This is a genomic window from candidate division WOR-3 bacterium (assembly GCA_013177935.1).
Classification (GTDB): domain Bacteria; phylum Hydrothermota; class Tepidihabitantia; order Tepidihabitantales; family Tepidihabitantaceae; genus Tepidihabitans.
This window is the reverse complement of record JABLXZ010000004.1, coordinates 172,983-193,880: the sequence shown is the minus strand read 5'-3', so window position 1 is coordinate 193,880 and position 20,898 is coordinate 172,983. Positions and strand designations below refer to the sequence as shown.

Genomic DNA, 20,898 nt, shown 5'->3' with positions numbered 1-20,898 from the left:
TGGCTTGCTATTGCAGTTTGTCTGCCACTGTTTACAGTTTTTTGCTGATGCCGCGAGTTGGTGAATAAAGCGAAGCGGGGTAAGCGTCTCTTAATATCTTTCATATATTGACCGGAATGGGATTCTACTTATAATTGAACAAGCAGCAGGTGTTATGCCGCTGGTTGGTTAATTTAAAACTCAAAAGGAGGCGTTATGAGAAGAGTTGTCCTGGTGCTGCTTGCGCTTTTGCTTGGCGCAAGTTTCGGGCTAATCAGTCCGGACTTAGAGCGGCGTTTGGCAGAGGCGGATGGTGGTCGTCTGCCGGTGCAGATTGTGTTGAAGCGGCAGTTTGACCGTGATTTGCTGTACTCTTTGGTTGATGGTATGCCGCGGCGCGAGCGGCGGGTGGAGGTGGCGCGGATATTGAGTGATTTTGCGGCGCGGGAGCAGGCGGATTTGCTGAAGGAACTCAACGCTTATGTGGAGTCGGGAGCGGTGGCGGACATCAGGCCGATGTGGATAGTGAATGCGGTGTACTGTGAGGCGACGCCGGAGGTGATTCGGCGGATTGCGGCGCGTGCGGATGTGCACTATGTGAACTACGACCTGGTGCAGTGTCCAGATTTGCTTGACCCGCAGATTGAGGTTGATGGAGGTGATGAGATTGCCTGGGGTGTGCGTAAGATACGGGCGCCTGAGGTGTGGGCGCAGGGATTTACCGGTGCTGGTGTGGTGTGTGGTCACATAGACACCGGTTGTGATTACACCCATCCGGACCTTGCCGACCACATGTGGGAAGACCCCAACTATCCTCGATATGGCTGGAACTTTGAGAACAACACCAACGACCCGATGGATGTGCAGGGTCATGGTACGCATACGGCGGGCACGGTGGCGAGTGATGGGACGAGTGGCAGTCAGTGTGGAGTGGCGCCGGATGCGCGGATAATGGTTTGTCGGGTGCGCACGGTGGCGGATTCGGTGGCAGAGAGTCAGTGCTGGCAGGCGATGCAGTTTGTGGTAGCGCCGCCCTTGTCGCCGGGCAATGGTGCGGATTTGTACACGATGTCACTGGGCTGGATGATTGCGTGGGCGCCGCATCAGGCGACCTGGCGTCAGGTGGCGGACAATGTGAATGCGGCGGGAGTGATTCAGATTGTTGCGGCGGGCAATGAGCGGCAGAGTGCCACGCCGCCCAATGCGTTGCGTTGTCCGGGCAATGTGCCGCCGCCCTGGTGGAATCCGCAGAACACGGGCAGTGGTAGTTTATCCGGGATAATATCGATTGGTGCGACCGACTCGCTGGATGCGATTGCCTACTTTTCCAGTCCGGGACCTGTGACCTGGCAGACGGTAGCGCCCTACAACGACTATGTGTATCCGCCGGGATTGACCAAGCCGGATGTGAGTGCGCCCGGTGTAGCGGTGAAGTCCTGTCTGCGGGGTGGTGGTTATACTTTGATGGATGGGACATCGATGGCGACGCCCCATGTGGCGGGTACGGTTTGCCTGATGTTGTCGAAGAATCCGAATTTGATGCCGGCGGTGGTGGATTCGATACTTGAGGTGACCGCGGTTGACCTTGGTCCTTCGGGCAAGGACAACGACTTTGGTGCCGGCAGAATCGACGCCCTCGCGGCGGTGAACTATGTCACTGGCTCGGGTGGTCCGATGATTGTGTTGCGCGGTGTAGCGGTTCACGATTCGCCCCCGGGTGGTAACAACAACGGCAGAGTTGACCCGGGCGAATCGGCGCGCTTGCGCATAACACTGCGCAACTCCGGTGGTGCTGGCTGTAACAACACCGCAGGAACTTTTAGGGCGTTTGATGCCCGCTTGACTGTGACCGATTCGCTTGGCACCTGGGGCAACATCCCTTCAGGCAGCGAGGCGACGAACACCGCCGACCCGATTGCGGTTACCGCGGCAGGAACGATTCCACCCGGGACAAATGTCGCCTGCACTCTGTATGTAACCGGTGACAGTGCCGACTATGCAACCAGAATCCCGATTACCCTGCGTATTGGTGAACCACCACCTCAGCCTGGAACCATCATCTGGGGACCGAGAGTGTGTCCGGGTATGCCGACCGATTGGGGTCTTTACGGTGTTGCCTACAACAGCCGGGATAGCCTGATTTACTGCATCTACTTTATGAGCGCTACACTCTACAAGTACACATCGGACTCTTTGCTTCAGGCACGGGGCACAATTACTCTGCCTGAAGACTCCTGCACCGATATCGCCTACAACGCCTACGACAACACCTTCTGGGTTGTTGCCAATCCGTCAAAGCGGGTGTACAAGATTACACCAACCGGTTCGGTAATTAGGTACTTCACCGTTCCTCAGGCAGAATACCCGTGCGGTGTGGTTGAGTATGAGGCAACCCATCAGGTTTATGTGAGCGACCGGCGTACCACTACCCAGCAGATGATTTTCGTTTACGATACGCTGGGCAACATACAGGACACGATTGTTCATCCGGTTGCCTGGTATTATGGCACACGCTGTCTGGCACTTGACTACCGGGCGCCGAGCAACGCCCCTTCACTTTTGAATATGTACTCCTTCTTCGACGCTTCCGGTACGACCCTTGACTCCTGTGCGATGATGGAGATTGACCGGGTAACGGGCACACTGCGCAATCGGTTCCGGTTCGCCAACACCGAATGGAATATGCGGGGGATTGAGTACGACCCGCGCGACGGCTCCTACTGGGTGACGATTATGCAGTACAGTTCCGGTAACAACAACCAGATTCTCAAGGTGGTTGGCTTCAATATGGGTGCGACCGGCACCGAGGAGGAAAAGGTTGAACTGCCTGGTGAGAACCGAGCGCTCTCGGTTGCTGCCCGTCCCAATCCGTTTACCGGTAGAACGGTGCTCTCGGTTACACTCAATCAGCCTTCCAATGTTGACCTGCTGGTGTACGACAACACCGGACGGCTGGTAAAGAGTGTGGCGCGGGCGAAGTCGGTAACGACCGGGGCGGACTTTGTCTGGGATGGCAGAGACGATGAAGGTCGCGAAGTGGCGCGCGGTGTTTACTTCTACCGGGTTAAGAGCGCAACCGACGAAGCCTGGGGTAAACTGGTTCTGACAAAATAGAGCACAAGATAACAACCGGGGCTGGGCAAATAAGTCTCAGCCCCGGTTTTCTTTATAAATTAGAGATATATATTGCCAGTGGTAGGGGCAGATTAAGATGTTTGGGTCACCCGAAGAATAAACTTGACCGTTGGTACATTTTGGGTTATAGTTAAAAACAGGGCGGGTTGGACCGCCCGACAGTTTTGCCGACATAGCTCAGCCGGTAGAGCAGAGGTTTTGTAAACCTCAGGTCGGGGGTTCGACTCCCTCTGTCGGCTGGAAAATTTTGGACGGGTTCCCGAGTGGTTAAAGGGGGCAGACTGTAAATCTGCTGGCGAACGCCTACGGAGGTTCGAATCCTTCCCCGTCCATCATCGGTTTTGCCCGTACGGTGCGGGCGTGGTGTAATGGTAGCACAACAGCCTTCCAAGCTGTTTGCGTGGGTTCGACTCCCATCGCCCGCTGGATGGGTTGTTTTTTACCTATTATTTTTTAATCAGTTAGTTGTTGACAGATAAAAATTTAATCGTATAATTTCAGAACTGTGAAAAATTGCCCATGTAGCTCAGTCGGCAGAGCACTTCCTTGGTAAGGAAGAGGTCGCCGGTTCAATTCCGGCCGTGGGCTGAAGAGTTAGAGTTGCGTCGCTCAGGCAGAAGCGCCAAGGAGTGGACGTTTTGTTTAAAGTTGTGGGAGTGAACATAGCCAAGTAAGGAGGATAAGAAAATGGCTAAGGCAAAGTTTGAACGTAAGAAGCCACATGTCAATGTCGGGACGATAGGTCACGTGGACCACGGCAAGACGACACTGACTTCTGCCATCACCAAGGTGCTGGCAACAAAAGGTCTCGCCACCTACACAACCTACGACCAGGTGGCAAAGGCAAGTGAAGCCCATGGCCGCCGGGACGAGACCAAAATTTTGACCATTGCCGTTTCTCATGTGGAGTATGAGAGTGAAAAACGGCACTATGCGCATATCGACTGTCCGGGTCACGCCGACTATATCAAGAATATGATTACCGGCGCGGCGCAGATGGACGGCGCGATTCTTGTGGTGTCGGCGGCAGATGGTCCGATGCCTCAGACAACAGAACATGTCCTTCTGGCACGGCAGGTCAATGTGCCGGCAATCGTTGTCTATCTGAATAAGGTTGATTTAGTGGATGACCCGGATTTGGTGGAACTTGTTTCTGAGGAGATTCGGGACATTCTCAATAAGTACGAATTTCCCGGGGATAAGACACCGATTATTAAAGGTAGTGCGTTGAAGGCGTTGCAGGAGGATTCAGGACCCAATGTTGATTCAATCTGGGAGTTGATAAAGGCGCTGGACGACTTCATTCCGGAGCCGGTACGCGATATTGACAAGCCATTCTTGATGCCGATTGAAGACATCTTTTCGATTACTGGACGAGGGACCGTAGTTACGGGCCGGGTAGAGCGAGGCGTTCTTAAACCGGGTAGTGAGGTCGAGATTGTTGGATTCGGTAAGCACGACAAGGTTGTAGTGACCAGTATCGAGATGTTCCGCAAGATTCTGGATGATGCCCGGGCTGGAGACAATGTTGGTCTTTTGTTACGGGGCGTCGGGAAAGATGAGGTGGAGCGTGGGATGGTGATTGCCGCTCCGGGCTCGATTAAGCCCTACAAGAAGTTTAAGGCGGAAGTTTATGTTCTTACGAAGGAAGAGGGCGGCAGACACACGCCGTTTTTCCCGGGATATCGGCCGCAGTTTTACATCCGGACGACCGATGTTACCGGAACAGTGCAGCTGCCACCCGGGGTGGAGATGGTTATGCCCGGAGACCATGTGACAATGGAAATTGAGTTGATTACACCCGTGGCTCTGGAGCAGAATTCTAAGTTCGCCATCCGTGAGGGTGGTCGGACCGTTGGTGCTGGCACGGTAGTGGAGATTATCGAGTAGTGCGATGCGGATATTTGTTACTCTTTCCTGTACCGAGTGTAAAAATCGGAATTATCATACCAACAAGAATAAGAAGAAGACCGAGCGGCTGGAGATTAAAAAGTTTTGTCCGGTCTGCCGGAAACACACTGTGCACAAGGAGGTTAAATAGGCCAGTAGCTCTAACGGTAGAGCAGCGGACTCCAAATCCGAAGGATGGGGGTTCAAATCCCTCCTGGCCTGTAGAAGAAAGATGAACTTAATAAAGCGACTTAAAGAGTATATCAAAGATGTGGTTGCCGAGATGAAAAAGGTTTCCTGGGCGAAACCACGCGAGTTATGGACAACCACATTGGTTGTCATTGTGTTTTCGGCGGTACTGGCGGCGTTTATCGGGTTGTGTGATTTCATCTTTTCCCATCTTCTGGCTTTGATACTCCGTTGACGTAGTAAAGCATGGCGATGAAGTTTTTTGTTGTACACACCTACACCGGTCGGGAGAAAAAGGTGAAGGAGCTGTTAGAGAAGGCGATTGAGGCGAAAGGTTTAAAGGAGTTTTTTGGTCGAGTAATGGTTCCTTCGGAACGGGTGGCGCGAGTGCGCAAGTCGAAGATTGTTGCAGAGGAAAGGCGGCTTTATCCCGGTTACATCGTTGTTGAAATGGAACCCAACGAGGAAGCACTGAAACTGGTTACCTCGATTCCGGGCGTGACCCATATGCTGGGCACGAAGAAGGAGCCACTGGCACTCACCGAGGGTGAAGTAATGGCAATGCTGGAGCAGGTGGAGCGAGGGGCGGACAAGGTGCAGCCCGAGGCGCCATTTGAGAAGGGTGAGACGGTGAAGGTGACCAAGGGTCCGTTTGCCGGTTTTACCGGTACAGTGGAAGAAATTATGAGTGAGCGGCGGCGGGTCAAAGTTATTGTGACGATATTTGGCAGACCGACGCCAATCGACCTCGATTTTCTTGAGGTCCAGCCGATTTAGGAGGCAAGTTTATGGCGAAGAAAGTTCAGGCGGTGGTAAAACTTCAGATACCGGCGGGACAGGCAACAGCGGCACCGCCGGTGGGCCCGGCATTGGGTCAGCACGGTGTTAATATTGCAGAGTTTATTAAGGCGGTTAACGAGGCGACGCGTAAGGAGCCACCAGGAATGATTATTCCGGTTGTGGTGACAATATACTCGGACCGCAAGTTTACCTTTGAAATAAAGAGCCCACCAGCATCGGTGCTGTTAAAACAGGCGGTTGGTCTGGCAAAGGGTTCGGGCGAACCTAATCGCGCAAAGGTTGGTGTGGTTAAGCGGTCGGTTTTGCGAAATATCGCCCAGCGGAAGATGAAGGATTTGAACGCTGCCAGTATTGAGGCGGCGATGCGGATTATCGAGGGTACGGCAAAGTCGATGGGTCTGACCGTGGAGGAGGATTAAATGAGGCACAGCAAACGATATGAACAGTTGCGCCAGAAGGTGGACCGGAATCGACTTTATTCCCTGAATGAAGCGGTGCGTTTGGTAAAGGAAAATGCCAATGCGAAGTTCGATGAGTCGGTTGAGGTGGCGGTGAAATTAGGAATTGACCCGAAGAAGCAGGACCAGATGGTTTCCGGCACAGTAAGTTTACCGCATGGGACGGGGAAAAAGGTGCGAGTTTTGGCATTTGTGAAGGGTGATAAGGTGGATGAAGCCCAGGCGGCTGGTGCTGACTATGTGGGCTTTGAGGATTTGATTGAAAAGATTAGTTCGGGATGGACCGATTTTGATGTGGCGGTTGCAACTCCGGATACGATGGCGGGTGTCGGACGGCTAGGTAAAATTTTAGGACCCAAAGGGTTGATGCCGTCCCCGAAAACCCAGACGGTTACTTTTGACATCGGGCTGGCAATTAAGGCACTTAAAGCGGGACGGATTAGTTATCGAACGGATAAAACGGGCAATGTTCATGCGGCGGTGGGAAAGGTCTCTTTTGATGAAAAGCAGCTAATAGAAAATATTCGTTCGTTTATGGCGGAGTTGATAAGGAGTAAACCCGCGAGTGCCAAGGGGCAGTTTATTCGAAAAGTAGTGCTTTCTTCGACGATGGGTGTTGGGGTACGGGTTGACCCAAAAGAGTTTACCGATTCGGTAAGACGCGAGGTGTAATATGGCAAAAGAAGAAAAGACTAAGGTTATTGAGGAGTTACGAGAACAGATTGGACGGGCGCAGTCGATTTTTTTTGTGGACTTTACCGGTGTGGCGGCGAACGATTTTAATGAGTTGCGGCGCCGCGCCCGGGAGAAGAATTTAACGGTTAAGGTTGTGAAAAATACCTTAGCGCTGCGGGCGCTCGAGGAGTGCGGTGTGCCCAGAGCAATTGCCGACATACTGCGCGGTCCGACTTCGCTGATATTTGCACCCGAAGACCCGGTGGCACCAGCCCGGCTTTTGAAAGAGGCGAAGGAACTGGTGTCCGGGATCAAATTCAAGGGTGCTTATCTCGAAAAGACGATTTATCCAGCATCGCAGTTTGAGTTGCTGGCAACATTGCCCACAAAAGAGGATGTCCGGGCGCAGCTGGTGGGATTGCTCAGCTCCCCGCTGTCCGGACTGGTCGGTGTGTTAGAGGGATTGTTAGGAGAGCTGGTATGGGCATTGGAAGAGATTTCTCGTCGCCCTCGAGCAGAGGCGAAATCGGAAGTTCCAGCAGGAGAGTAAAATTGCTGCTTCTAAGTAATGTAGTTAAAAAACATCGGGTTTTATCGGTTGACCTGAAAACAGGTCATAACCGATACTCAGTTCTGGACCCTATTTTTGGCAAAGGAAAGGAGAACAGGAGGATTTATGGCAGAGGATAAAATCCAGCAGTTGGTCTCAACAATTGAGAGCCTGACCGTGACGGAACTTGCCGCACTGGTCAAAGAACTTAAAGATAAGTTTGGGGTAACGGCGCCAGCGTTTGTTGCGGCCGGAGCGGTGCCGCAAGCCGCTGGTGCGCCAGCCGCGGGTGAAGCGAAGGCTGAGGATAAGACTGAGTTCACCGTGACCCTGGTTTCGGTTGGGGACAAAAAGATTCAGGTGTTGAAGGAGCTCAGGGCTTTGACACAGCTGGGGCTTAAAGAGGCAAAGGATATCATTGACAAAACGCCAAGTGTGATAAAAGAGAACGCCACAAAAGAGGAGGCGGAAAAGCTGAAGGCAAAACTTGAAGAGGTGGGCGCAAAGGTGGAAATAAAGTGAAGTGTCGGAACCACCGTAGAGCAGGGGCAACAGACCGGGTTGCCAGGGTCGAATTTAGAGGCAAGAATTTTTTGCCTTGGTAATTTAAGGGGGTAGCGTGGTGAAAATGATGCAGAAAAACTTTGCCCACCGGGAGACGCCGCTGGAGATTCCCAGCTTGCTCTCTTTGCAGATTGAATCTTTTGCGCACTTTACCCAGGCTGATGTAGCGCCCGCCGAACGCCGGGTAGAGGGGCTGGAGGCGGTGTTTCGAGAGATGTTTCCCATTGAGGACGAACACAAGAACTTCCGTCTCGAGTATGTCCGGTATGAATTTGGCACCCCTCGTTATTCACCGGAAGAGGCTACGGCGCGAGGTGTAACTTATTCCCGGCCCCTAAAGGTGTTTTTCCGGTTGGTGAAAAAGGGGTTTGGGAAAGGTTCTGATGAGGTGCGCGATATTATTGAGCAGGAAGTTTATTTCTGCGAGTTCCCCTGGATGACCCGCGGTGGCTCGTTTATCATCAACGGTGTGGAACGGGTTGTGGTCAGTCAGTTGCATCGTTCCCCTGGTGTTTACTTCACCCGAGAAGGTGAAGAGGTCTCGGCTTTACTTGTACCCCTGCGCGGTGCATGGTTTGAGATGGTCGTTGATAAGGGCGGTGAGCTCGTTGTTTTGCTCGACCGCAAACGGCGCATTCCGGCAGCAACTTTCTTTCGCGCCATTGGCTTAACCCATGTTGATGTACTGAAGAGCCTCTTTTATACCGAAGAGCGTGTCCTGCAACCGGGCGATGTTCTGGTTCAGGATGTTGTTGATTCAGCGACGGGAGAGGTTTATGCTCGTGCCGGCGAACGGCTGACCGAGGGATTAATTGAACTGCTCCATAACCGCGGTGTCACCAAGGCGCTGATTGCACCGCAAGGACAGCCTGGTTTGGGTATCATTGTCAACACGCTCAAAGAGGACCGTTCAACATCAGCCGAAGACGCAATTAAGCGGATTTACTACCGGTTACGGTCGATTGCGCCCCATTCGCTTGATATCGCCCAGCAGATGATATTGGGAATGCTGTTTGACAATCGGCGTTTTGACCTGGGTGCGGTGGGTAGATACAAACTAAATCGACGGTTATTTTTGAGTGCGCCCGATGGCGTTACGACTCTGACTCCAGCAGATATTGTTGCCATCACAAGGTATCTTATCAGGCTCGCAGATGAGAGCCAGTATTTCACGATTCTTCTGGCTTGCGATAGTGCCGAGGAGCGGGACCGGGTTTTAAGAATTTTGAAGGATGGTGATTGTCAACCGGATGGATATATCTATGACCAGTATCGGCACTCGTTACTTTTGACTTACTGGGATAGCAAAGTTGGCGAGCAGGCGCAGAGTCGATTGCGTGCCAATGGTTTCAAACCCAATGGCGATGTAGTTCGTTACGGCACAGATGATGTTGACCATTTAGGAAGTCGCCGGGTGCGACGGGTAGGCGAGCTTTTAGAGAATCAAGTTCGGCAGGCACTCTTACAACTCGCCCAGAACATAAGGGAACGGGCGGCGTTTATCGAGGACAGTGCGCTTGTTCCCCAGGAGTTGGTAAATACCCGGGTGGTCGCCAATGCTATAATGCAGTTTTTTACCCAGAATCAGCTTTGCCAGTTTATGGAGCAGACCAATCCGCTGGCAGAGTTGACCCATAAGCGACGGGTTTCCACTCTTGGTCCTGGTGGTTTAACAAAGGAAACAGCAGGGTTCGAGGTGCGTGATGTCCATTACTCGCATTACGGTAGAATTTGTCCAATTGAAACGCCCGAAGGTCCTAATATTGGATTGATTGCGACGGTATCCACTTATGCTGATATTGACCATTATGGGTTTATCAGCACGCCTTACTGGCGGGTGAAAGATGGTAGGGTGATTATGGGTAAGGGGAAGGAGATTTATCTCACTCCGGAAGAGGAGGACCGCTATACGATCGCTCAGTACACGAGCGAACTCTTGCCCGATGGACGGTTTGCGGAAAAAGAGGTCATCTGCCGGCGGCGTGGTGATGTGATAAGTGTGCCACCAGAGCAGGTCGATTTTATGGATGTTTCACCCAAGCAGCTGTTTGCCCCTTCGACGGTGATGATTCCGTTTCTCGAGCATGACGATGCCGACCGCGCATTGATGGGAGCGAATATGCAGCGGCAAGCGGTCCCGCTGCTGGTGCCGGAAAAGCCAGTAGTAGCAACCGGTGTTGAAGGTAAGTTTGCCAGTGAGTCAGGAGCGGTGTTGCTTGCGGAAGAGGATGGTATTGTGACGCAAGTTGATGCCCGGACGATTACGATGCGGACGGAGAGCGGATTGAAGGAGTACCGCTTGACAAAGTTCCGAAAGTCAAATCAGTACACCTGTCTCACGCAGCGGCCGGTAGTCCAACCGGGCGACGAGGTGAAAAAGGGTGGTATTCTTGCTGATGGTCCGGCGACCGATGGTGGCCAACTGGCGCTCGGGCGAAATGTTCTGGTCGCATTTGTACCCTGGCGCGGCTACAATTATGAAGATGCGATTATCGTCTCGGAAAATCTGCTGAAAGAGGATGCCTTTACATCAATTCAAATTCTTGAGTTTGAAATTCAGGCCCGGGAGACAAGGCTGGGACCCGAAATAATTACCCGTGATATTCCTGGTGCCAGTGAGGATGAGCTTCGCAATCTCGATGAGTTTGGCATTGTCCGGGTTGGCGCTGAGGTGGGTCCGGGCGATATTTTAGTGGGCAGAATTACGCCCAAAGGCGAGACCGAGTACACCCCGGAGGAACGGTTGTTACGGGCGATTTTTGGAGAGAAGGCGGCTAATGTGCGCGATAGTTCGCTGCGGGTAGAGCCGGGAGTTTTTGGTACGGTCGTCGAACGCCGAATTCTTTCCCGCAAACTGAATGATGCGCTTTCCCGAAGGCTGGAACGGGAGCGCATTGAGGAGGCGAATCGTAAATTTGAGGTTAAGAAGGAGTTTTTTGCCGAGCGCCGGGATGAAAAGTTGCGTTCTATCCTCCGGGGCCACAAGGCGGCAGCAAACGCTAAGACGCGGAGCGGGAAAGTTGTACATAAAGCCGGATTGGTGATGGATGATGAGTTTCTGAATAGTGAAGATTTCCCGAGCGTGGTAAACATTGCTCAACTGGTTTCAAATCCGCGGCTTCAGGAGCAGATAAACAAAGCGCTCGAAGAGTACGAGGAAGCGGTGGCGCAAGCAAAGCGGGAGCGGGATGATGAGGTGGAGCGGGTTACGCGCGGTGACGAGTTGCCGCACGGGGTGCTGCGCTGGGTTACTGTTTTTATTGCCCAGAAGCGGCGACTATCGGTTGGTGACAAAATGGCAGGGCGCCACGGTAATAAAGGTGTCGTGGCGAAGGTCTTGCCGGTTGAGGATATGCCATTTCTTGCGGTAGACCCGGGAGAGGAGAAGGTTTCTGCCACTTTGAAGGAGATGCGGGGGGTTACGGTCGATATGGTGTTGAATCCTCTGGGGGTGCCATCGCGAATGAATATCGGGCAGGTGCTTGAGGCACATCTGGGCTGGGCGGCGAAGATTTTAGGATACCAGGCGGTGTGTCCGGTGTTTGAAAGCGCAACGCCCGAAGAAATTAAGGAGGAGTTGCGTAAAGCGGGACTGCCCGAAGACGGTAAGGTGGTGCTTTACGATGGCCGCACCGGTGAGCGATTTGAGGGCAAGGTCACGGTGGGTGTGATGTATATGATGAAACTTATTCATATGGTCGATGATAAGATTCATGCCCGCTCGACCGGTCGTTATTCATTGATTACCCAGCAGCCTTTAGGTGGTAAGGCACAGTTCGGGGGCCAGAGGTTTGGCGAGATGGAAGTATGGGCGCTCGAGGCATATGGAGCGGCTCATGCCCTTCAGGAGGTACTGACAATTAAGTCCGATGATGTCGAAGGGCGAAGCGCACTTTACGAGGCGCTAGCACGCGGCAAGAATCCACCCAAGCCCAAAGCACCGGCGTCGTTTATGGTGCTGGTAAAGGAGTTGCAGGGGCTGGGATTGGAACTGGTGCCAGAGCAGGAAAAGAAGGGCGAGAAAGGGGAGGCGTAAGGTATGAGCACAATGCGTGAGTTTGCGTTTGATTTTGATGCGCTGCGTTTAAGGATTGCATCGCCCGAGACGATTCGTAAATGGTCCAGTGGTGAGGTTATTAAGCCGGAAACGATTAATTATCGAACCCAGAAGCCAGAACGGGATGGTTTGTTCTGTGAGCGGATATTCGGTCCGGTAAAGGATTACGAGTGTAACTGCGGTAAGTATAAAAAGGTGCGCTATAAAGGCATTGTTTGCGACCGTTGCGGTGTTGAAGTAACCAGTTCCGCGGTGCGGCGCTACCGGATGGGACATATTGAGCTGGTGGTACCAGTGGCGCACACTTTGTTTTATCAAGTTCCACCATCTAAGATCGGTTTAATGCTGGATTTGTCGATCAATGAGGTGGAGACGATTTTGAACTACGAGGTTTATGTCGTGGTTGAACCGGGTAGTTCACCTTACAAGCGGATGGAGTTGATTTCCGAAGAGGATTATCGCCAGGCGGTAGGGAAATATGAAGGTTTTGACGCCGATACCGGAGCAGGGGCGTTAAAACGGTTGTTGAGTGCAATTGAACTGGAAGACCTGGCAGCGGAGTTGCGGACGCGCATTAAGCATGAAAGTTCAAGACGCTTTAATCTTTTGCGGCGGTTGCGGGTGGTTGAAGCCTTCAGAACTTCCGGCGCAAAACCGGAATGGATGATTCTTGATGTCCTCCCCGTAATCCCGCCCGACCTGCGTCCATTGGTGCCGCTTGAGGGGGGACGGTATGCCACCTCAGATTTAAATGACCTCTATAAACGGGTGATTGTCCGAAATAATCGGTTGCGACATTTGATGTCAATCCGGACGCCGGAGATAATTTTGAAGAATGAAAAACGGATGCTTCAGGATGCGGTTGATGCGCTGTTTTCCAATGAAACAAGGCCCAGACCGGTTCGGGGAAGAGGCAATCGACCGCTCAAGTCGCTGTGTGAGGCGTTGCGGGGGAAACAGGGGCGGTTTCGCCGGAATCTGTTGGGTAAGCGGGTTGATTATTCGGGCCGTTCGGTGATTGTCGTTGACCCGACGCTGAAGTTGCATCAGTGTAGTTTGCCCAAAGAGATGGCTCTGGAGCTGTTCAAGCCGATGATTCTGCGCCGGCTCGAGGAACGAAAACTGGCTGAGAGTGAACGCGGGGCAAAGAGTATGTATCGGAAAGAAACTCCGGAGGTATGGGAGGTGCTGGAAGAGGTGACCCGGGAACATCCGGTACTGTTAAACCGGGCGCCTACCTTACACCGGGTTTCAATCGAAGCGTTCTATCCGGTTCTCTCTGAGCACCGTGCAATCGGGATTCATCCCTTGGTATGTCCACCGTTTAATGCCGATTTTGATGGTGACACGATGTCGGTCCATGTACCGGTTACACCAGAAGGGGTTCTGGAGGCGGCGGTTTTAATGCTCTCGTCGCACAACATCCTGTCGCCGGCACACGGTCGTCCTCTGATGGTTCCGTCGCAAGACATCGTCGCCGGCATTTATTATCTAACGAAAGCCCGGGGCAAGGCGCCGGCAAGAGAAGGGTTGCGGTTCTTTGATGACTTTGCCACAGTTCGTTCGGCGCAGGAACTGGGTGAGGTCGATTTGCATGAGTGGATATTATTCCGGTATCAGGGCAAGGATTTTGTAACAACCGCCGGCCGGGTTTTATTAAACGAGGTACTGCCCGAGAAGTTGAGGTTTGTCAATGAAGTGTGTCCCAAAGACAAGATTATCGGTTTGATTGATAAGTGTGTCCGGATATTAGGGCTGGATGCGACGGTTCGGCTCCTGGACGATTTAAAAGATTTGGGGTTTGAGATGGCAACACGGTCAGGGTTGTCAATCGGTATGGATGATATCGTGGTGCCGGAAGAAAAAGAGGCAATTCTGCGCGAGAGCGAAAATGATGTACGGCGCGTGCAACGGGCATACGAACAGGGGCTGATGACCGATTCGGAGAAGTATAACAAAGTTGTCAACACCTGGACACTGGCAACGGCGGAGGTGGAAGAGGCGTTGATGATGCGGTTGCAGAAGGACCAGGATGGCTTCAACCCGGTTTTCATTTTGATTGACTCCGGCGCGCGTGGTTCTCGTACCCAGGCAGCGCAGCTGGGCGGTATGCGGGGTTTGATGGCAAAACCCCAGCGGCGCACGGTGGGCGAAGAGGTGATTGAAACCCCGATTAAGAGTTCCTTTAAGGAAGGCCTGTCGGTGTGGGAATACTTTATTTCAACACACGGTGCCCGTAAGGGATTAACCGACACCGCATTGAAAACGGCAGAGGCTGGGTATTTGACCCGACGACTGGTGGATGTGGCGCAGGATGTAGTGATTACAATGGAGGACTGTGGTACAATTGTTGGGCAAGAGGTTACGGCGCTGCGGGAAGGGGGCGATGTCATTGAGCCGTTGAGCGAACGAATTGCGGGCCGGTTTGCGCTCGATGATATCGTGAATCCGGTTTCCGGTGAGGTGATTGTTCGGGCGGGTGAAGAGATAACAGATAAGGCGGCCGAGGAAATCGAGACGAGCGGTATCGAAATGGTGCGGGTGCGTTCGGTATTGACCTGTGAGGCTCCTTATGGTTTGTGTGTTAAGTGTTACGGCAGGAATATGGCGACCGGACGGGTTGTAGAGATTGGCGAAGCGGTGGGCATTGTTGCTGCACAGTCAATCGGCGAGCCTGGAACCCAGCTGACTTTAAAGACCTTCCATGTGGGCGGAGTGGCAGCACGGGTGGCGGAACAAACCAAGGCGACCGCCCGGTTTGCCGGTAAAGTGAAATTTGAGGGTATGGTTGTCGTGCGGCGCAGTGATGGCGAAGCAACGGCACTGGAGCAGGGTCGGTTGATTTTAACCGCGGGCGATCGGGTTGTGCCGTTTACCGTACCACAGGGGGCGCTGGTCCGCGTGACGGATGGCGAAGAGGTAAAAGAAGATGATGTCCTGTTTGAGTGGGAACCTTACTCCATTCCGCTGCTTTCACGAGCTCAGGGTAAAGTGCGCTACCGTGATATCGAAGTCGGCCGGACATTGCGCGAGGATATTGACGAGCGCACAGAGCAAAAACAGCGCATCATTGTTGACGACCGGGAGCGGAAATTACATCCCGCCCTTGAGGTTGTAAACGAGAAGGGGAAGGTTGTGGATTCGCATGCGTTACCGGCGGGGGCGTACCTCGTGGTGGATGATGGACAGGAGGTTGTCGCTGGCGACATCCTGGCACGATTACTCAAAGAGATGGCACGAACTCGGGACATTACCGGCGGTCTTCCTAAGGTGGCAGAGTTGTTCGAAGCAAAACATGTTAAATCACCTGCGGTAATTTCCGAGATTGACGGGGTTGTTGAGGTCGGTGAACCCAAGGAAGGCAAACGGACAGTGCGAGTTATGTCCGAGGGCGGTGCGGTGAAGGAGTATGAAATCCCTTACGGTAAATTTTTGCTGGTGAAGTCGGGTGATACGGTGAAGGCGGGAGATAAGTTGTGTGAAGGGTCGGTAGATCCTCATGATGTGCTGCGGGTGAAGGGTTGGCTGGCGGTTCAGGAGTTTTTGACAAACCAGATCCAGGCAGTTTATCGGTTGCAGAAGGTGAAAATCAACGATAAGCACATTTCGGTAATCGTCCGCCAGATGTTGCGCAAGGTGCGAATTGAAGATGCTGGAGATAGTAATTTCGTAGAGGGTGAAATTGTTGAGCGCCGCAGGGTGCTGGAAGAAAACGACCGGTTGCTTGCCGATGGTCTCCGACCGGCGAGTTACCAACCAATTCTTTTGGGTATTACCCGGGCGGCGCTTTTGACCGATAGTTTCCTGTCTGCGGCTTCCTTCCAGGAGACAACGCGGGTTCTCTCCGAGGCGGCAATTCAAGGAAGAGTTGACAAGCTGCGTGGTTTAAAAGAAAATGTTATAGTCGGTAGATTGATCCCGGCGGGTACTGGATTCCGGGAGTTCAGCCGAATAAAACTGATAACGGAAGAAGAAAAGAAAGAACAGGAAGCGGCATGAAACTGTTAAACATTAAGGAGGCTTATGCCGACGATTAATCAATTAGTGCGGAAGCCCCGCAAGCAGGTACACGCCCGTTCCAAAAGCCCGGCTTTGAAGGGATGTCCCCAGCGGCGTGGTGTCTGCGTGCGGGTATACACTACGACACCCAAGAAGCCCAATTCGGCGTTACGCAAGGTTTGTAAAGTGAGGTTGACATCAGGATACGAGGTCACCGCTTATATTCCCGGAGAAGGGCACAATCTGCAGGAGCATTCGATTGTGCTGGTACGGGGTGGCAGGGTAAAAGACCTGCCCGGTGTGCGTTATCATGTGGTACGCGGGGTTTACGACTGTGGTGGTGTTGAGGGCAGACGGCAGGCACGAAGTCAGTACGGGGTGAAGAAGCCGAAGGGGCAGGCTGGATAGTATGAGAATAAACGGTTATACCCAGAAGGAGGCTTATGGCGCGACGCGGTAAATTCAAGGTGCGAACACCATCACCGGACCCGCGGTTCAATTCGGTGCTGGTGGCACGATTTATCAATAAACTAATGTGGGATGGCAAGAAGACGGTGGCGCAGCGGATTTTCTACAAGGCGCTGGAACTGGCACAGGAGCGAACCGGGGAAGATGGGTATGCGGTATTTCAGAAGGCGATTAACAATGTCAAACCGGTGCTTGAGGTCAGGCCCAGACGGGTGGGCGGTGCGACCTACCAGATTCCAATGGAGGTACCGCCGCAGCGTCGGGATGCACTGGCGATTAAATGGATTGTGGAATCAGCGCGCGCCCGGAGTGAACATACGATGATTGAGCGGCTTGCCGGCGAGTTGATTGATGCCAGCCGAAAACAGGGTGGAGCGGTTAAAAAACGGGAAGATACCCACAAGATGGCAGAAGCCAACCGCGCCTTTGCCCATTACCGCTGGTAAACACAACCGGGGTCCTGGTAAAAATCCTGACCGTTTGCTTATTTTGTCCTCAAGTCAATAATATTTAACTGGACCTTATCGCGGCCGGCGTAACTGTCCCGGGTCACGGTATAGCAGATATCAAGGTGGTCGGGTTTGCCGATTTCCAGATTCAGAAGTTCATCGCTTCGTTGCCAGGCAATGGCGTCGAGAACCTTATTACCAGAACGAACCCGAAACTTCAGGTGGGCTTTGTCTCGTCCGACACGGCGGGGATAGCCAACCACTTCTAAACCGAGTGATGCAAAAACCGGTTCGGGGTTCTCGGGTCCGAACGGCTCGAATCGTGTGAGCAAAGCGAGCAAATTATCGTTGACATCGTTCAGATTGGCAACCGCTTCGATATGTAAAGTAGGCTGAAAAATATCTTCCGGGAGTTCATCGGCGATGCGGTTAATTGCCTTCCGCAGGTCAGGAACTCTTTCAGGCAATATCTTTAACCCGGCAGCATAACGGTGGCCACCGTAGGCAATAAGGTGTTCGGAGCAACGGTGGAGCGCCTCATAAAGGTTGAAGCCGGTTACCGAGCGGCCTGAACCCTTGCCGATTTCCTTTTTCAAGGCAATCATAATACAGGGACGCCAGAACCGTTCCACCAACCGCGCAGCAACGATGCCAATTACCCCTTCGTTCCAGCCGGGCTGGGCAAGGACAAGCACGCGGTTTTCCGTCATTCTTTCCGCTTCGATACAGGCGCTGGCTTCATTGATGATTCGGTCTTCGAGCGTCTGACGGGTCCGGTTCAATGTTTCCAGTTCTGTGGCAATTGTCCGGGCACGGGTTTCATCATCGGTAAGGAACAGCTCTAATGCGGTCCGGGCATGACCAACCCGACCGGCAGCGTTTATGCGCGGAGCAAGGACAAAACTGATGTCGCGTGCGGTTAAAAGTTTTGACCGCAGACGGCTGGCTTCAACGAGCATTTTGATTCCGGGACGGGTCGTCTGGTTCAGGGCGATAAGACCGAGTCGGGCAATCAGCCGGTTTTCACCCATTAAAGGTACAACATCGGCGATTGTTCCCAGACCGGCGAGGTCGAGCAGGGCGATGAGCTCTTCCTTGGAGCGACCCAGTGTTGCCAGTAGATGCCAGGCGAGTTTGAAGGCAACACCGCTACCGGCAAGTTCCCGGAATGGATAGCAGGAGTCCGGGCGCTTCGGATTTACGAACGCCAGCGCCGGTGGTGGTTCGGGTCCGGTTTCATGATGGTCGGTGATGATGACATCGATTTTTGCCTGCCGCGCCAACCTGACCGCTTCAATGTCGGTTGAGCCACAGTCGTTGGTGATAATCAAACGGATGTCATTGGCACGGGCAAATTCGATGCCGGCGGTTGATATGCCGTAGCCTTCGCTTTCCCGATGCGGGAGATAGGCGAGGACTTTACCACCTAAATTCTTCAGGGTGGTAACGAGCAGGGCGGTGCCACAGACGCCATCAACATCATAATCACCATAAACGAGTATCGGTTCCCTTTTCTCTAATGCGGTGATGATGCGTTCTGTTGCTTTAGTGATGTCGGGCAGCGTATCGGGCCGGTGCAAACGAGATGCCGAAGGGTTTAAGAACTCATCAATCGCCTCCGGGGTGCGACAGCCCCGCTGATAGAGCAGATGGGCGACAAGCGGCGGAATTCGGGCAGCGGCAGCAAGTGCCGCCACAGCCTCTGGGGGCGGCGAGGATATTTTCCAGTGGTGATTGGGAACTATGGCTGCCACATTAACATTTAGCACCGAGTTTGAACGATGTCAATTTTTGATAGGCGGTGGCGGTTTTCATCGTTTTGCCCGGACCATTGCCAGTGCGTTTCGGGCGGCGTCATGGGACGGGTCAAGAAGAGTTGCCTGACCAAGGTAAAGTTCGGCGCTGTCCAGCTGGTTGATACTGATGAACACCATTCCCAGAAGATAAAATGTCTCCGGATTGTTTGGGTCGAATTGGAGCGCGGCACGATAATTTTCCCGGGCGGTGTTGAAATCGCGGGTAGCGATTGCGATGCGCGCGGCGGCAAGGTGGTACAGTTCCCGGGCATCGGGGTTGTTCTGAATGAGGGCGGAAAGTTCCTTTTCTGCTTCGGGGACGCGGCGCTGGCTGGAATAGGCGAGAATCAGACTGTAGCGGGCAGCACCATTTTTCGGGTCAAACTGGAGGGCATGGTTGAGTGCCTCAATTGCCGACGATGCGTAATGGCGCTCAAGGTAGATGTTACCCAGTTGGGTCCAGGCTTGCGTTGAATAGGAGTTGCGGTTGATCGGGATAAGGTTTGTGGCGAGATAGAGGGGGATGGCGACAGCAAGACTGACAATGCTGAACTTTCTTTTCTGGGGGTGGCGCAGAAGTTGATATATTTCTGTGACAGCATAGCCGGCAAAAATCAACAGGAACGGAATAACCGGGGCACGTAACCGGGACAGGACATAAAAAATTAGTGACGAACCAAGATAACCAAGAACGAAGAGATAAACCGGCAGAGCGCGGCGGTTGCGTCTTGCGAAAAACATTCCGATGATGCCCAGCGCCGCAACTGCGCCGAAGTTGATAAAGGCGACTTTCAAAGTCCGGGAAAAAGGGCGTACCGTTTCCGGGTAGTAATTATTGGGGATTTCGTAATTGCTCCAGAAGAGCAGAAACTTCCGGAAAAGCAGTTTTAGCCAGTCCCAGGGATGGGTAAGGATGTAGTTTATACCTTTCCTGGTCCAGTAGGATGAAGCCTGAGACCATCTCAACTCTTTGCCGTTGACCGTTTTTGCGACCTTCTTTAGTCGTTCATGGGAGAAGCCCAATCCGGTGGCAAGTTCGGGTGGCGACTGCCAGGTGCCGTCTGCCGCAGGGTTGTTGCCATAGTAAAAGTTGATACCGGAGTGGGCGGTAAAGAGCACCGGGTCCCGGGCAATAAGGAAGTTCCGTATGGGTACAACGCCGACTGTTAAAAGACAGATTAGACTAAAGAGTACAACTCTTTTCAGCGGAGTTTTATCGCGCAAGAGATAAACAAGTAAGAAAGGGGCAAGTAGTAAAAGTTCAGGCCGGCACAGGACAAGTAAACCAAAGGTTAATCCGGCAAACACCAGACGGCGCGTGGTTAATGGGGCAGGATTCGGAGTGAGGAGATAAAGGGTGAGCAGACTGAAGAAGATGGTGATTTCGACATAGAGTAGAGCCCCGGTATAAAAAGTTAACACACCGCACATTGCGAACCCGATGCCGGCAACAAAGGCGGTAAAGCGGTTAAAGATTTTTTCGGCACAGCGATACAGCAGAAAACAGGATGCGGTGGCGAGTAGGGTCTGAAATAGCTGAACCGCAATTACCTTTTGCCCGAAAACTTTATAGAGCAGAGCCAGCAGGTAAGGATAAACGGGCCTAAGGAAGAAGACATCCGAACCCCAGAAGTTGCCACCGATAATTTCCCGTGCCCAGCGATGATAAGCCCAGGAGTCCACGACATAAGACGATACCCAGGAAAAAGGTAGATGGCGTACCTCAAGGATGAAGAGGAGACGGATAATTAGGGTAAGAAGCACCGGGACCAAAGGCAGAAGGGAGAGAAGATTGACGGGCTGATGAGCTACCGGAGGGACAGCAGTATGGGTAGTAGCCCGGGGCTTGCCCCCTTTGGTATCTGCTTTTCTCTTCATAACGGTTTGT

At 52.9% G+C, this 20,898-nt stretch carries 15 protein-coding genes and 5 tRNA genes; 18 read left to right on the top strand and 2 right to left on the bottom strand.

The genetic code is table 11. The features are described 5' to 3' along the window. Nucleotides 1-195 precede the first annotated feature (195 nt). From HPY86_07535 to rpsG, 18 genes are all read left to right on the top strand, one after another. Complete coding sequence (locus tag HPY86_07535; protein ID NPV14762.1) at nt 196-3,093, top strand: S8 family serine peptidase; 2,898 nt, start codon at nt 196-198, stop codon at nt 3,091-3,093. Between the two features lie 187 nt (nt 3,094-3,280). Next, nucleotides 3,281-3,353, top strand: a tRNA-Thr gene (locus HPY86_07530). Nucleotides 3,354-3,363: 10 nt separating this feature from the next. Next, nucleotides 3,364-3,446, top strand: a tRNA-Tyr gene (locus HPY86_07525). A gap of 22 nt (nt 3,447-3,468) precedes the next feature. Beyond that, nucleotides 3,469-3,539: transfer RNA gene (locus HPY86_07520), tRNA-Gly, on the top strand. A 90-nt stretch (nt 3,540-3,629) separates the two neighbouring features. After that, nucleotides 3,630-3,702: transfer RNA gene (locus HPY86_07515), tRNA-Thr, on the top strand. A 99-nt stretch (nt 3,703-3,801) separates the two neighbouring features. Next, on the top strand, nt 3,802-5,004 hold the full coding sequence (tuf, locus tag HPY86_07510) for an elongation factor Tu (protein ID NPV14761.1): 1,203 nt from the start codon (nt 3,802-3,804) through the stop codon (nt 5,002-5,004). Nucleotides 5,005-5,008: 4 nt separating this feature from the next. Next, nucleotides 5,009-5,155, top strand: a complete 147-nt coding sequence (gene rpmG, locus HPY86_07505; protein ID NPV14760.1) for a 50S ribosomal protein L33 — start codon at nt 5,009-5,011, stop codon at nt 5,153-5,155. Further along, a tRNA-Trp gene (locus tag HPY86_07500) sits at nt 5,154-5,226 on the top strand. The genes rpmG and HPY86_07500 overlap by 2 nt, the downstream gene beginning before the upstream one ends. A gap of 10 nt (nt 5,227-5,236) precedes the next feature. Then, nucleotides 5,237-5,428, top strand: coding sequence for a preprotein translocase subunit SecE (gene secE, locus HPY86_07495; GenBank protein ID NPV14759.1), 192 nt, complete (start codon nt 5,237-5,239; stop codon nt 5,426-5,428). Nucleotides 5,429-5,445: 17 nt separating this feature from the next. Continuing rightward, the gene (gene nusG / locus HPY86_07490) at nt 5,446-5,970 is read left to right on the top strand and encodes a transcription termination/antitermination factor NusG (GenBank protein ID NPV14758.1); all 525 of its coding nucleotides are present in this window, start codon (nt 5,446-5,448) and stop codon (nt 5,968-5,970) included. A gap of 11 nt (nt 5,971-5,981) precedes the next feature. Then, nucleotides 5,982-6,413, top strand: a complete 432-nt coding sequence (gene rplK / locus HPY86_07485) for a 50S ribosomal protein L11 (GenBank protein NPV14757.1) — start codon at nt 5,982-5,984, stop codon at nt 6,411-6,413. Beyond that, nucleotides 6,414-7,124, top strand: coding sequence for a 50S ribosomal protein L1 (locus HPY86_07480; GenBank protein ID NPV14756.1), 711 nt, complete (start codon nt 6,414-6,416; stop codon nt 7,122-7,124). Between the two features lies 1 nt (nt 7,125). Beyond that, complete coding sequence (locus tag HPY86_07475; GenBank protein NPV14755.1) at nt 7,126-7,677, top strand: 50S ribosomal protein L10; 552 nt, start codon at nt 7,126-7,128, stop codon at nt 7,675-7,677. A gap of 126 nt (nt 7,678-7,803) precedes the next feature. After that, nucleotides 7,804-8,199: a 50S ribosomal protein L7/L12 gene (gene rplL, locus HPY86_07470; protein NPV14754.1), complete on the top strand. Its 396-nt coding sequence runs from the start codon at nt 7,804-7,806 to the stop codon at nt 8,197-8,199. 100 nt (nt 8,200-8,299) lie between these two features. Next, complete coding sequence (gene rpoB / locus HPY86_07465) at nt 8,300-12,277, top strand: DNA-directed RNA polymerase subunit beta (GenBank protein ID NPV14753.1); 3,978 nt, start codon at nt 8,300-8,302, stop codon at nt 12,275-12,277. Nucleotides 12,278-12,280: 3 nt separating this feature from the next. Continuing rightward, a complete protein-coding gene (gene rpoC / locus HPY86_07460; GenBank protein ID NPV14752.1) occupies nt 12,281-16,297 on the top strand; it encodes a DNA-directed RNA polymerase subunit beta' in 4,017 nt (1,338 codons plus the stop codon). A 24-nt stretch (nt 16,298-16,321) separates the two neighbouring features. Then, nucleotides 16,322-16,705: a 30S ribosomal protein S12 gene (locus HPY86_07455; GenBank protein ID NPV14751.1), complete on the top strand. Its 384-nt coding sequence runs from the start codon at nt 16,322-16,324 to the stop codon at nt 16,703-16,705. Between the two features lie 35 nt (nt 16,706-16,740). Continuing rightward, nucleotides 16,741-17,211, top strand: coding sequence for a 30S ribosomal protein S7 (gene rpsG / locus HPY86_07450; protein ID NPV14750.1), 471 nt, complete (start codon nt 16,741-16,743; stop codon nt 17,209-17,211). Nucleotides 17,212-17,249: 38 nt separating this feature from the next. Here the strand turns inward: rpsG and recJ are convergent, their stop codons facing one another. After that, nucleotides 17,250-18,968 (bottom strand): single-stranded-DNA-specific exonuclease RecJ, encoded by a 1,719-nt coding sequence (recJ, locus tag HPY86_07445; protein NPV14749.1) that lies wholly within the window; start codon nt 18,966-18,968, stop codon nt 17,250-17,252. Nucleotides 18,969-19,025: 57 nt separating this feature from the next. After that, nucleotides 19,026-20,888, bottom strand: a complete 1,863-nt coding sequence (locus HPY86_07440; protein NPV14748.1) for a tetratricopeptide repeat protein — start codon at nt 20,886-20,888, stop codon at nt 19,026-19,028. Nucleotides 20,889-20,898 lie beyond the last annotated feature (10 nt).